This window comes from Kitasatospora sp. NPDC093679 (assembly GCF_040683455.1).
Taxonomy (GTDB): Bacteria; Actinomycetota; Actinomycetes; order Streptomycetales; family Streptomycetaceae; genus Kitasatospora; species Kitasatospora arboriphila.
This window is the reverse complement of the sequence record NZ_JBFBDW010000018.1, coordinates 128,646-141,111: the sequence shown is the minus strand read 5'-3', so window position 1 is coordinate 141,111 and position 12,466 is coordinate 128,646. Positions and strand designations below refer to the sequence as shown.

Genomic DNA, 12,466 nt, shown 5'->3' with positions numbered 1-12,466 from the left:
AGCTACCTCGCCGGCCTCCATCTTCGCGCCTCGATGATCTGGATAGACGACCTCGTACGACCGCCCAACTGATCACAACATCACACAAGCCCTAGTACCGCGGTGCGCCGCGCCCCCGCTGGACGCCCGCGCCGCGGCGCTCCCTGGCGCCCCAGCAGGCGCGGTGCCAGTGCCGGCGGTCCTCCACCCCCGGCCCGTGGTCGGGCCAGGCGACGACGTGGCCGACGCCGGACGGGATCTCCTGGTCGCAGCCCGGGCAGCGGTAGTGCCGGCCCTGGGAGCCGGCGACGGTCTGCACGACCCAGTCCTCCCCGTGGTAGCTCTCGACGCGGCGCAGCGAGCCGCCGAACGGGGCCGCCGGGGCGTCCTCGCGGGGGGCGGAGCTCTTCTCACGATTGCGACGCGGCGACACGCCGAACCACCTCTCGGACCGGGCACGGGAACACCTCCAGGGTACGGGCCGCCGCACCACCGCCCGTGCCACTATCACGACATCCGCGCGATCTCAGGTGTTTTGGGTGAGATCCACCCGTTCTCCTGGGAAATTGGTGAAACGACGTGCCTTTGGCACATGACATCGGCTACTCACGTGGTGAGACAGCGGGGTTCGCAGTCCCTGCGCACCCCCGAGGAGGCACCCGATGACCAAGACCAGCCGGCGGCCCGAGACCGACCAGCAGCCCGCCCCGGGGGGTGGCACGGCCCCGGCGACGGCGCTGCTGCCCCGCCCCGCGGCCACCGACCGGATCGCGGTCGGCGCGTTCCTGCTCTCCGCGCAGTTCCCCGGGCAGGGCCACGGCGAGGTGCTGGCCCGCACGGTGGACGCGGCGGTCGCCGCCGAACGGGCCGGCCTGGACGCGGTCTGGCTGGCGGAGCACCACTTCGTGCCGTACGGCGTCTGCCCGGACGCCGCGACCCTGGCCGGGCTGCTGCTCGGCCGGACCCGCCGGATCGGCGTCGGCACCGCGGTGAGCGTGCTGTCCACCACGCACCCGGTGGCGCTCGGCGAGCGGGCGGCGCTGCTGCACCTGGTCTCCGGCGGCCGGTTCACGCTCGGGGTGGGCCGCGGCGGCCCGTGGATCGACCTGGACGTCTTCGGCACCGGCGTGGACGCCTACGAGTCGGGCTTCCCGGAGCGGCTGGACCTGCTGCTGCGCTGGCTGCACGGCACCCGGGTGGGCGCGGACGGGCCGCAGTTCTCCTTCCCGGAGGTGGCGGTGGTGCCGCGGGCCTCCGAGCCGCTCCGCCCGGGCGGCCTCGCGGACTGGCTCGGCCTCGGCGGCCCCGAGGCGGAGGCCGACCCGCTGCGGAACTTCCCCCGGCAGCGCCAGGAGCCGGGCGGGCGGGCGCAGTCCGGCCCACCGGTGGTGATGGCCTGCACCTCCCCCAACGGGGTGCGCACGGCCGCCGAGAGAGGTCTGCCGATGCTGCTCGGCATGCACTCGGGCGACGACGACAAGCAGCAGATGCTCGCCGCCTACCGGGAGGCCTGGCGGGCCTGCGGGCGCGGCGAGGAGCAGCTCGCCCGGGTCGAGCGGGAGCACGTCGCGGCGGGCGTGGTGCAGGTCGCGGACCGGACGGCGGCGGCCCGGGCCGACCTGCTGCGGTCGATGCCGGGCTGGTTCGAGTACGGGCTCGGCGCGCACCGCACGGTCGACGGGCGGGAGCGCCGGATGCGCGACCCGCGCGCGTACACCGAGCTGCTGTGCGACCTGCACGCGGTGGGTACGCCGCGGCAGTGCGCGGACCGGCTGCTGGCGACCGCCGAGCGCACCGGGATCCGCCGTTTCGCGCTGCTCGCGGAGGGCTCCGGCGACCGCGAGGCGACGTTGCACAACATCGAGCGGCTCGGCTCGGAGGTCCTCCCCGAGCTGGGCTGACGCCGGGTGTCCGGACAGCCGACGGGGCCGGCCGGTGTGGTCCCGGCCGGCCCCGTCGGCCGGTGTCAGCAGTCGCGCAGCTCGGGCGACTGGTTGAGCAGCTGGGCCCGGACGGACGTGAAGCGCGCGTAGCGCTCCTCGTTCACCTCGGACGGGGCGAAGACCGCCACCCGGTGGCAGTTCTGGAACGCCAACCGCACGCCGAAGTGCCGCTGGAGGGCGCCCCGGATCGCGTCGCTGGCCATCGCGCGCAGCAGCTGGCCACGGGCCTGCTCGCTGGGCGGCGGGACGTGGTTGTCGGCGAAGTCGGTGCCGTCGACCTTGGTCTGGGCGACCAGCGAGCTGATCAGCTCCCAGGCGTACGGGAGGGAGGTACGGACGCAGTCGACGAACTCCCTCTCGTCGACCTCGCCTCTCTCGGCCTTCTCGAGCAGGGCCGGTGAGACGTCGAGCGACATTGGGTTCTCCTCTCGCGGTCCACCGCGGCGCGGCCCGCCGGGGTGGTCTTGCGGTTGGTGCGGTCGTTCTCGGTGGTGCGGCCCTGCCCGGTCCGTGCGCGCGAACCGGCCGCCGTTCCCACCGACCTGACGGCCGGTCGGGATGACGGATGATCAGACCGCGCCCGGGAGGCCCGGCGAGGGAGCCGCGGGAGCGGTGGTGACGGTGGGCGGACGGCGCCCGGGCGCACCACCGCCGCACGGGCGTGCGCCGGCGCGCCAGCGTGCGGTCGCGCAGGACGACGGACGCTCACACCAGGGTGACAGGCGATCGCTCAGCGCGACGAGCGAATGCGTCGAATACCATCGGAATCGGTGCCGCAACGGCGAGATTGGCCGGATCGTGTCGCAGCGTTCATCGCGAGTCTCCATCCCCGTGGGACGGCACCCGCCGGGCGGCGCCGGGCGGAGGCCGCGTGCACGGCCTGTGACCGCGCGGACACCATGGTTCGCCGGATGCGCGAATTCTTCACCCCGTCGTCGCGGAATCGCATCAACTGGCCCCGGTGGGCTAGCGTGGTCGACCGTGCGTCTCGTAATTGCCCGCTGCTCCGTCGACTATGCCGGACGGCTCTCCGCCCATCTCCCGTCCGCCACCCGCCTCATCCTGGTGAAGGCCGACGGGAGCGTCAGCATCCACGCCGACGACCGCGCCTACAAGCCGCTCAACTGGATGTCGCCGCCCTGCACGCTCAAGGAGGCGGACGGCACCTGGACGGTGGTCAACAAGGCCGGCGAAAAACTGATCATCACGCTCGAGGACGTGCTGCACGACTCCTCGCACGACCTGGGCGTCGACCCCGGCCTGGTGAAGGACGGCGTCGAGGCACACCTGCAGGAGCTGCTCGCCGACCGCATGGAGGTCCTCGGCTCCGGCTGGTCGCTGATCCGCCGCGAGTACCCGACCGCGATCGGCCCGGTGGACATCCTCTGCCGGGACGCCGACGGCGCCACCGTGGCGGTGGAGATCAAGCGCCGCGGTGAGATCGACGGCGTCGAGCAGCTCACCCGCTACCTCGAACTCCTCAACCGGGACCCGCTGCTGGCCCCGGTGAAGGGCGTCTTCGCCGCCCAGGAGATCAAGCCGCAGGCCCGCGTCCTCGCCACCGACCGCGGCATCGGCTGCGTGGTGCTCGACTACGACGAGCTGCGCGGCATCGACGACGACAAGTTGAAGCTGTTCTAGGCCGCTGGCCCTCCCGGTCCCGGGAGGGCTCCCCCGGCGGGCTCCCTGCGCTACGGCGCCGAGGGGCTGCCCGAGGGGTCGGAGGGCGAGGCGGAGGCGCTGCTGCTCGTCGATGCGCTGGTGCTCGGCGACGGCGGCGCGGTCGTGCTGGTGCCCGTGCTCGGGCTCTTGCTGCTCTGGCCCGGGACGGGTGCGGTGGTCTTGGTCGCGGTCGGCTTGCGGGTGCCGGTGGTGCTCGCCGAGGCGGACGGCGACTCGGAGTCCGAGGCCGAGGCCGACGCCGAGGGGCTCTCGGACGGGCTGTCGCTCGGTGCGGCGGTCGGGGAGCCGGAGGTGGTGGCCGCTGGCAGGTCGTCCCCGGTGGTGGTGTCGTCCACCGAGGTGCCGGGCAGGGTGCGGCCGTTGCCCGCGGAGTCCTCGCCGCCGGTGTTGAGCCCGATCGCGGCGCCCAGGACGCCCAGCGCCAGCACGGCCGCCGCTCCGGCGATCGCGGCCCGCTTGGCGTCCGACCCCTTCTTCGCCGCGGCGAGCCGCCAAGGGGCCTTCGCGATGGCTCTGATGACGGGTCGTCGGCCGCCGGTCGACGGCTCCTCGCCCGCGGGCAGCTGCCGGGCCTCGGACTTCAGCAGGTCCAGCATCCGCCGCCCGGCGGCACCGGAGTTGGGGTCTCCGAAGGCGGCCCGCAGCGCGACCGCGGACTCCAGTTCGGCGAGCGCCCGCTGGTCCGAGTGCACGCACAGGGCGAGCACCCCGAGCTCGTGGTGGAACCAGGCCTCCTCGGCGGTGGCGCGCAGCACCCGGGCCGCTTCCAGGCCGAGCTTGAGGACGCGCTCCCAGGCCCCCCAGCGCAGTGACAGGGCCAGTGCCGGGGCGGCGGCGCGGGCGAGCCGCAGCACGGCCTCCGGGCGGTCGGCGGCCCGGTCGGCGAGCAGGGCGCCGACGAGGACCTCCGCCTCGGCGGCGATCTGCTCGGTGGTGACCGAGCCGTGCCCGACCCACCAGGAGAAGTGTTCGGCGGCGCCGTACGCGACCGTGCCCGGGTCGAAGCGGTCCGCGAGGAGTTCCTGGACGCCGGTGGTGAGCCGGTGGTGGCCGCCGACGGACACCGCGAGGCCGGCGTCGACGAGTTCGCGCAGTGCGCTCTCGCCGAGTCCGACGTCGATCAGGGCCGGCAGGTGCGGTGCGGTCGGGCACTCGCCGCCGAACGCCAGCGAGAGCCGCAGCACGGCCTGCGCGGACTCGCTGAGCCCCTCGGCGAGCCGGACGGCGGGCGCCGCGCTCTCCGCGACGGTTGGCAGCGGGACGGTGCGGCGCAGTTCGCCCTCGAGGACGGCCGGGTCGTCCGGTTCGCTGATCTCCTTGACCAGGCCGAAGACGTTGTTGCGGTCCTCCTGCGCGGCGACCAGGGTGTCCACGGAGACGTCGCGCTGGCGGAGCAGGGCGGCCGCCTGGACGAAGCGCAGCGGCAGGCCCTCGGACTCGAACCACAGGTCGACCGCCCAGGCCCGCTCGGTCTCGTCCAGCTGACGGCCCGCCAGGCGGCCGGCCAGCGCCAGGCAGGCGGACTTGGCGAGGCCGGCGACGGGGTGGTCCTCCAGCCGGAGGCCGGGCGTGAGCACCGGGCTGCCGGGCGGCACGGTGACGAGGAAGGCGCAGTCCGGGGCGGCGTCGAGGAGTTCCGCGAGTTCCTCGTCGTCGACGTCCAGGTCGTCGATCACGACGACGGCGCCCACCTGGGAGAGCAGGGAGGCCAGGGCGCGGCGGTCGGGCCGGTAGCCGGGGGCGTGGTGGGTCGCGGCGAAGAGGTCCTGCAGCAGGTCGGCGCCGGTGCGGCGGTGGCCGCTGAGCCGGACGACGCCGTCCGGGGCGATGCCGGCCGCGGCGTCGGCGACGGCGGCGAGCAGGGTGCTGCGTCCGGAGCCGGCCTGTCCGACGAGGCGGACGGAGCGGCCCTCGGAGAGTGCCGCCAGGAGCCGGGCGATGTCGTCCTCGCGGTCCAGCAGCGGCAGGTCGGCGGCGGCGCTGCCCATGGCGAGCGGCCCGACGGCGGGGCTGGGGCCGAGTTCGGGCCGGTCCTGGCGGCGGTCGCGGATGCGGCGGGGCTCCGGGCGCCAGCCGTCCGGGCAGGGGCGGGCCTCGGAGCCGTCCGGTCCGCCGATCGCCAGCAGCAGGTCTCCGGAGACGACCTCGCCGGTGCGGGGGCGTACGCCTTCCTGCCCGAAATCACCGGTCGGCTGTCCCACGTTCGTGCTCCGCCCCATGGTCGGCCGCCGGGCTGCTGCCGGACGGCGTCGGACCGGCCGCGCACCGGATCCGAACCCGTGCGGCCGTGCTTGTGAGCGCAGACTTTTCCACACTCGCCGCGCGCAGCACAGACCGGTACCCCCAAGTAACGTTTCGGGTGGTCCTGCGGGGGGTGCCGGGGCGTTCGGGACGGGGCGCGGGGATCAGGCGGTCGGCAGGATCAGCGGCCCGGCGGGGAGGCTCCCGAGGGCGGGCAGCGAGGTGCCGTAGGCGTCGGGGACGGTGCCCTCGACGGCGAGGATGCGGTGCAGCCGGGTGGCGACCAGCAGACGCTGGAGCTGGGCGGGGACGTGCCGCAGGACGAGGCGGCGGCCGATCCGGCCGGCCCGCCGGTGGGTGCCCATGATGACGCCGAGACCGGTGGCGTCCCAGAACTCCAGCCGGCCGAGGTCGAGCACGAGGTCGCCCTGGCCGCCGTCGACGGCGGCGTGCAGGACGGCACGGGCGTCGGCGGCGCTGCGCACGTCGAGCCGGCCCTCGATGGCCAGGCCGTTGTGGTCGCCGGTGATGCGCACGCTCTCCTCCTCCGCTCGTCGTTCGGGTTGTTCCGGGGCCCGGGCCGGCCGGGCGTACGTGACGCCGCGCACCGGGGGCCGCGCCGGTCTCCCCCTCGTCTGACGGTCAACCAACTCCGCAGGTTTCTCCCCTTCGGCGGAGTGCGAGGCAACTTCACCCGTCCGAGGGAATATACGCAGGAACTCCCCATACCTACGCTCGATTACCGCCCAAATCACCCGTCTGCGGCAGCATCGTGAGCAAACTCACCCGCGCGGGTGCGCCGTTGTGAGGGCCGGGTCACACGGGGAGCGTCACGCACCCCGCCGCGGCGACCGGCCCGCGCATCAGCCCTCGTACGGGTAGAAACCGCGGCCGCTCTTGCGGCCGAGATCGCCGGCGGTGACCATGCGGGCCATGACCTCCGGAGCGGCGAACTTCTCGTCCTGGGTCTCGGCGTAGATGTTGCGGGCCGCGTTCACCAGGATGTCGACGCCCGTCAGGTCCGCCGTCTGCAGCGGGCCCATCGGGTGGCCGAATCCGAGCCGGCAGGCGGTGTCGATGTCCTCGGCGGAGGCCACCCCGGACTCGTACAGCCGGGCGGCCTCGACGACCAGGGCGGTGATCAGGCGGGTGGTGATGAACCCGGCGACGTCGCGGTTGACCACCACGACCTCCTTGCCGACGCCCTCGGCGTAGGCGCGGGCGGCGGCCAGCGTCCCGTCGCTGGTCTTGTAGCCGCGGACCAGCTCGACCAGGCGCATCAGCGGCACCGGCGAGAAGAAGTGGACGCCGACGACGCTCTCCGGACGGGAGGTCGCGGCGGCGATCCGGGTGATCGGGATGGCCGAGGTGTTGGTGGCGAGGACGGCGCCGTCCTTGGCGATCTTGTCGAGCTCGCGGAACACGCCCTCCTTGACGTCCAGCCGCTCGAAGACCGCCTCGACGACGATGTCGGCCTCGCCGGCCGCCCCCAGGTCGGTGGTGGTGGTGATCCGGCCGAGCGCCGCCTCCGCCTCCTCGGCGGTCATCCGGCCTTTGCCCACGAACTTCTCGTACGAGGCCCGGATGCCGTCGAGGCCGCGCTGCAGTGCGGCCTCGGTGACGTCCCGCAGCACCACCGGGTGCCCGGCCTGCGCCGAGACCTGGGCGATGCCTGCGCCCATCAGACCCGCGCCGATCACGGCGATCCGCTGGGTGGGTGCGTTGCTCATGGCAGGGTCTCCCGAGTACTGGTGGGCGCCGGTCGCCGGTCGTGGGCGGGAGGCGCTGGGCGTGGCACGGTCAGGGCGGGGCCCCTCCCCCGGAGCCGCGCCGCTCACGGCCCGTGACTCTAATGCCCCCGGGCGCCGAACGGTGAGAATGTGGAGTGTGATCTGTACCCGACGGCGGAGGGGTTTGGCGCGATGACCGCGGTGCACCCTTTGCTGGCCCTCCTGATCGGCCTGGGGCTGACCGGGGTGCTGGTACTGCTGCTGCGGTGGACGTACGGCCGCGGGCGCTCCCTGGTGGCCAGACGGCCGCATGCCGGCAACCCGGACGAGTACGGGCTGCTGGTGAGCGTCGCCTCGCCGACCGACCCGGACGACGCCCTGCGGATGTCCGCGCTGCTCACCGCCGAGGGGGTTCGGCACACCCTGGTGGAGACCAGCGCGGGCCCGCGGCTCATGGTGTGGCCGGACGACTCCGCGAAGGCCCGGCAGGCCCTCGACCGGCGCTGACGGTCCGTCACCGCACGCCGGGAACGCCGCCGGGCCCGGTGCCCTCCCGGGGACCGTCGACGGGCAGGATCCCCAGCTCCTGGGCCAGCACGGCGGCCTGCACCCGGCTGCGCAGGGCCAGCTTGGCCAGGATCCGGCTGACGTGCGTCTTGGTGGTGCCCTCGGCCGTGCCCAGCCGCTCGGCGATCTGGGCGTTGGACAGCCCGGCGCCGAGGCAGGCCAGCACCTCGCGCTCGCGGCCGGTCAGCTCGGCGACGGCGGCCCGGGCCTCCGCCGCACCCTGGCGGCCGGGCCGCGCGAAGGCCGAGATCAACCGGCGGGTCACCGAGGGCGCCAGCATGCCGTCGCCGCGGGCGACCGTGCGGATGCCCTCGACCAGGCCGTCCGCGTCGACGTCCTTGAGCAGGAAGCCCGACGCACCCGCCCGCAGCGCGCCGTAGACGTAGTCGTCGAGGTCGAAGGTGGTCAGCACCAGCACCTGCGCGGCGTCCGCCGCGACGACCTGCCGGGTCGCCTCCACGCCGTCCAGCCGGGGCATCTGAATGTCCATCAGCACCACGTCGGGGCGCAGCTCCAGTGCCAGCCGGACGGCCTCCTCGCCGTCGGCGGCCTCGCCGACCACCTCGATCCCCGGCTCCGACCGCAGGATCATCACCAGCGCGGCCCGCACCGCGGCCTGGTCCTCCGCGACCAGCACCCTGACGGTCATCCGTCCGCCCCCTTCGTCTCGCGCGGCAGCACCGCCCGTACCCGCCACCGGCCGTCCTGCGGCCCCGCCTCGAAGTCGCCGCCCAGCAGCTCGGCGCGCTCCCCCATCCCGACCAGCCCCGCCCCGGCGCCGTGCAGCGCACGGCCGGGGACGGCGTCCTCACGGTAGGGGCTGTCCACGGCGACCACCACGTCGGCGGGCCGATACTCCACCCGCAGCCGGACGGTGCCGGGGGCGGCGTGCTTGACCGCGTTGGTCAGCGACTCCTGGACGATCCGGTACGCGGCCAGCTCCAGCGGCGCCGGCAGCTCGCCCGGCTCCCCGGACGACACCGCCTCGAAGGCGAGGCCCGCCTCCAGCCCGGCCGCCCTGGCCCGGTCCAGCAGTGCGTCCAGGGCGGCGAGCCGCGGTGCGGCGTACGACTCCTCGCCGCTCTCGCCCACCGCGAGCGGGCCCGCGGGGGCGCCCCGCCGCAGCAGGCCGATCATGCGGCGCATCTCGGCCAGCCCCTGGACGCTGTTCTCCCGGACGACGGCCAGGGCGGCGACCACCGGGTCGTCCGCCGGGCGGTCCTGACGGCGGGCGACGGACTGCGCGCCCGTGGCGTGGATGGCGATCGCCGACAGGTGGTTGGCGATCACGTCGTGCAGTTCGCGGGCCATCCGGGCGCGCTCGGCGGAGACCGCGGCCCGGCGGTCCATCTCGGCGAGCAGGGCGGTCTGCTCGGCGCGCAGCCGCTCCGCCTCGGCCCGGTCCTGGTGCCGTCGGAGCAGGTCGGCCGTCCACACCGGGGCGAGGAAGATCAGCCCGCAGAACCCGGCCACCAGCAGCGCGTCCGGCACCTCGGCGTACAGCGCGGTGAGCCCGGACAGCACCAGGGTGGTGGCACCGCCGGTCAGGTGCAGCACCTTCGCCATCCGCGGCGGGCCGTAGAGCACCGCCGCGTACAGCAGGTCGGTGTACATCACCAACGTCGCCAGCACCGAGCCGGCGACGAGGCCGGCCGCGAGGACGAGGCCGCCGAGCGTGGCCGTCCAGACCGGCCGGGTGCGCCGGAACAGCTCCAGCCCGGCCATCGCGAACAGCGGCAGCGCCGCCGCCCAGCGCGGCACGCTGTCGGTGCGGTCGTAGGCGCCGAACGCGATCAGCACCAGGCCGCCGAGCAGGCCGGCCAGGGCGATGAGCGCGTCGTGCCGGCGCGGGGTGAGGGTCACGGCACCATCCCACCATCCGCCGCGAGCACCCGGACCCACCTGTGGAAGGAACCTGCCGTACATCGAAGGTCAGACGCGGGATCACCCCCGGTGACGACGCGCGGGCGCCGCGTGCGCGACAGGCTGGTCCGCATGGTTTCCCTGATCGTCGCCGGTGAGATCGGCTTCTGGGTGGTGCTGGCCGCCGCGCTCGCGGTCCGGTACGGGTTGCGGCTGCGCCGGACGGGCGCCGTCCTGCTGATGCTGCTGCCCGTGGTGGACCTGGTGATCCTCGCGGCGACCGTCGCGGACCTGCGCGGCGGCGCCGTCGCGGACTGGACGCACGGGCTCGCCGCCGGCTACGTCGGCTTCTCGGTCGCCTACGGCCACCACCTGGTGCGGTGGGCCGACGGCCACGCCGCGCACCGGCTCGCCGGCGCACCGCGCCCGGCCGGGCCGCCGAAGTACGGCGCGGCGAAGGCCGCCCACGAGTGGCGGATGTTCGCCCGCACCCTGGCGGCCTCCGTGCTGACCGTCGCGCTGGTGGCCGCCGTGCAGTGGCTGGTCGGCGACGACGCCCGCACCCGCGGCCTGGACTCCTGGTACCCGCGGATGGCCCTGGTGGTCGGCATCAACCTGGTGATCGCCGGCAGCTACACCGTCTTCCCCAAGCGCGGGCCCGGGGCTGCGGCCGACCGTCGGCCGTGAGCCCCGGTGCCGCCGTGCGCTACCGGTTCTCGCCCGGCACCCACAGGACGTCGCCGATCTCCTTGTTGGCCGTGCGGGCCAGGATGAAGAGCAGGTCCGACAGCCGGTTGAGGTACTTGGCGGTGAGCGGGTTGACGGTGTCGCCGTGCGTCTCGATCGCCGCCCAGGTCGACCGCTCGGCCCGCCGCACCACGGTGCAGGCCAGGTGCAGGTGGGCCGCGCCCGGGGTGCCGGCCGGCAGGATGAAGCTGCGGAGCTTCTCCAGCCCGCCGAGGTAGTGGTCGCAGTCGGCTTCCAGCCGGTCGATGTAGCCCTGCTCGACCCGCAGCGGCGGGTACTCGGGGTTCTCCACCACCGGGGTGGCGAGGTCGGCGCCGACGTCGAAGAGGTCGTTCTGGATCCGCGTCAGCACCGCGGACACGTCGGCCGGCAGCGCGCCGACCGCCAGGGCCACGCCGATCGCGGCGTTGGCCTCGTTGGTGTCGGCGTACGCGATCAGCCGCGGGTCGGTCTTGGTGGTGCGGCTCATGTCGCCGAGGGCGGTCGTGCCGTCGTCACCGGTGCGGGTGTAGATGCGCGTCAGGTTCACCATGGCCGCAGCCTAGCGCCGACGCGGGGCGCGTGTTAGGGGGTGTTAACCAGCCCACACGGTCAGGCGACGTTGACCCTCTGCCCGGGCGGGGCCGCCTCCAGCCAGGCGAGGAAGCCGGTGAGGGCGTCCTCGCTCATGGCGAGCTCCAGCGGGGCGCCGTCGTGCAGGCATCGCAGCACCACCGAACCGGAGAGCAGGGCCAGTTCCTCCTGGCCCTCGGGATAGCGCCGGCCGAGGACCTCGATCTCGGTGCGCGGCAGGACGCGCCGCGGGCGCGGGGCGTACGAGAAGACCCGGAACCACTCGATGGAGTCGCCGCTGTACCGCCCGATACCGAAAACCCACCCCTTGCCGTCGGTCACGTGGACCGGGGCCGGGGTGGGTTGGCCGTTCTCGTCGAGGTCGGGCTGCGTCGAGGCGTCCGCAGGCATTTTGAGCCGGAGACTGCAGTCGAACGTCCCGCCTACTCGCTGGATGACTCGGCGGCGTACCGCGAACACCGTCAGTCCGATCACGGCGAAGGCGACGATCGCCGCGCACACCACAAGGGCGAGGACCATGCTCACCGACCTCCTCGCTCCTGCGTTCCCCGTGACGGCCGTGTCACCGGCCGCCCTGTCCTACCAACTGATACGACAGTCCCGGGGTCACGCTTCCGCGTCCCCGGGACCGTCGGTCGACCCCGCTGTCAGGGTCGGGTGCTCAGGCGTGGGCCTTGAGACCGCGCGCCGCCACCAGGCGGACCTCCGCACGGCGCTCGGCATGCGCGTCGAGCTCCGACTGGGCGTTCTCCAGCGCGCGCTGGGCGCGGGCGATGTCGATCTCGTCCGCCAGCTCGGCCACCTCGGCGAGGATGGAGAGCTTGTTGTCGGCGAAGGAGATGAAACCGCCGTGCACCGCGGCGAGGACCGTCCCGCCGTCGGTGGTGCGGATGGTGACCGGACCGCTCTCCAGCACGCTCAGCACCGGGGTGTGACCGGGCATGATGCCGGTGTCACCGGAGGCCGTACGGGCGACGACGATGGTGGCCGCACCGGACCACACCTTGCGGTCGGCTGCGACCAGCTCGACGTGCAGCTCAGCCAACGTGGGCTCCTAGGCTCTTGAAACCGCCGATTGCTCGATGGTTTCGGTAAGAATAACGGGCCCGCACCCCTGTCATGAAACCAGGGACACGGAGA

At 74.2% G+C, this 12,466-nt stretch carries 14 protein-coding genes; 4 read left to right on the top strand and 10 right to left on the bottom strand.

What is annotated here, in order from left to right; translation table 11 throughout:
• Nucleotides 1-91 precede the first annotated feature (91 nt).
• Nucleotides 92-412, bottom strand: coding sequence for an ATP/GTP-binding protein (locus AB0O09_RS17715; RefSeq protein WP_363542559.1), 321 nt, complete (start codon nt 410-412; stop codon nt 92-94).
• 334 nt (nt 413-746) lie between these two features.
• Between AB0O09_RS17715 and AB0O09_RS17710 the strand changes: the two genes are divergently transcribed.
• Nucleotides 747-1,880, top strand: a complete 1,134-nt coding sequence (locus tag AB0O09_RS17710; RefSeq protein WP_363542566.1) for an LLM class flavin-dependent oxidoreductase — start codon at nt 747-749, stop codon at nt 1,878-1,880.
• A 65-nt stretch (nt 1,881-1,945) separates the two neighbouring features.
• Here AB0O09_RS17710 and AB0O09_RS17705 read toward each other — a convergent pair whose 3' ends face one another.
• Nucleotides 1,946-2,338, bottom strand: coding sequence for an SCO5389 family protein (locus AB0O09_RS17705; protein WP_363542558.1), 393 nt, complete (start codon nt 2,336-2,338; stop codon nt 1,946-1,948).
• 565 nt (nt 2,339-2,903) lie between these two features.
• On the opposite strand from AB0O09_RS17705, the gene nucS reads away from it, so the two are divergent.
• Complete coding sequence (nucS, locus tag AB0O09_RS17700; RefSeq protein ID WP_363542557.1) at nt 2,904-3,563, top strand: endonuclease NucS; 660 nt, start codon at nt 2,904-2,906, stop codon at nt 3,561-3,563.
• Between the two features lie 50 nt (nt 3,564-3,613).
• On the opposite strand, the gene AB0O09_RS17695 is transcribed toward nucS, so the two are convergent.
• From AB0O09_RS17695 to AB0O09_RS17685, 3 genes are all read right to left on the bottom strand, one after another.
• Nucleotides 3,614-5,806 carry an ATP-binding protein gene (locus tag AB0O09_RS17695; protein ID WP_363542556.1) on the bottom strand — a complete coding sequence of 731 codons (2,193 nt, stop codon included), beginning with the start codon at nt 5,804-5,806 and terminating at the stop codon, nt 3,614-3,616.
• Between the two features lie 204 nt (nt 5,807-6,010).
• A complete protein-coding gene (locus AB0O09_RS17690; RefSeq protein ID WP_363542555.1) occupies nt 6,011-6,382 on the bottom strand; it encodes an STAS domain-containing protein in 372 nt (123 codons plus the stop codon).
• A gap of 327 nt (nt 6,383-6,709) precedes the next feature.
• Complete coding sequence (locus AB0O09_RS17685; RefSeq protein ID WP_344625918.1) at nt 6,710-7,576, bottom strand: 3-hydroxyacyl-CoA dehydrogenase family protein; 867 nt, start codon at nt 7,574-7,576, stop codon at nt 6,710-6,712.
• Between the two features lie 192 nt (nt 7,577-7,768).
• On the opposite strand from AB0O09_RS17685, the gene AB0O09_RS17680 reads away from it, so the two are divergent.
• On the top strand, nt 7,769-8,083 hold the full coding sequence (locus AB0O09_RS17680) for a hypothetical protein (RefSeq protein ID WP_363542554.1): 315 nt from the start codon (nt 7,769-7,771) through the stop codon (nt 8,081-8,083).
• A gap of 7 nt (nt 8,084-8,090) precedes the next feature.
• Here AB0O09_RS17680 and AB0O09_RS17675 read toward each other — a convergent pair whose 3' ends face one another.
• Nucleotides 8,091-8,792 (bottom strand): response regulator transcription factor, encoded by a 702-nt coding sequence (locus tag AB0O09_RS17675; RefSeq protein WP_363542553.1) that lies wholly within the window; start codon nt 8,790-8,792, stop codon nt 8,091-8,093.
• Nucleotides 8,789-10,006: a histidine kinase gene (locus AB0O09_RS17670; RefSeq protein WP_363542552.1), complete on the bottom strand. Its 1,218-nt coding sequence runs from the start codon at nt 10,004-10,006 to the stop codon at nt 8,789-8,791. Before AB0O09_RS17670 ends, AB0O09_RS17675 begins: the two co-directional genes overlap by 4 nt.
• 132 nt (nt 10,007-10,138) lie before the next feature.
• Between AB0O09_RS17670 and AB0O09_RS17665 the strand changes: the two genes are divergently transcribed.
• Nucleotides 10,139-10,693, top strand: coding sequence for a hypothetical protein (locus AB0O09_RS17665; protein ID WP_363542551.1), 555 nt, complete (start codon nt 10,139-10,141; stop codon nt 10,691-10,693).
• Nucleotides 10,694-10,712: 19 nt separating this feature from the next.
• Here the strand turns inward: AB0O09_RS17665 and AB0O09_RS17660 are convergent, their stop codons facing one another.
• From AB0O09_RS17660 to AB0O09_RS17650, 3 genes are all read right to left on the bottom strand, one after another.
• Nucleotides 10,713-11,285: a cob(I)yrinic acid a,c-diamide adenosyltransferase gene (locus tag AB0O09_RS17660; protein WP_344625913.1), complete on the bottom strand. Its 573-nt coding sequence runs from the start codon at nt 11,283-11,285 to the stop codon at nt 10,713-10,715.
• A gap of 59 nt (nt 11,286-11,344) precedes the next feature.
• Complete coding sequence (locus tag AB0O09_RS17655) at nt 11,345-11,845, bottom strand: DUF2550 domain-containing protein (RefSeq protein ID WP_344625912.1); 501 nt, start codon at nt 11,843-11,845, stop codon at nt 11,345-11,347.
• A 142-nt stretch (nt 11,846-11,987) separates the two neighbouring features.
• A complete protein-coding gene (locus AB0O09_RS17650; protein WP_263103635.1) occupies nt 11,988-12,371 on the bottom strand; it encodes a F0F1 ATP synthase subunit epsilon in 384 nt (127 codons plus the stop codon).
• Nucleotides 12,372-12,466 lie beyond the last annotated feature (95 nt).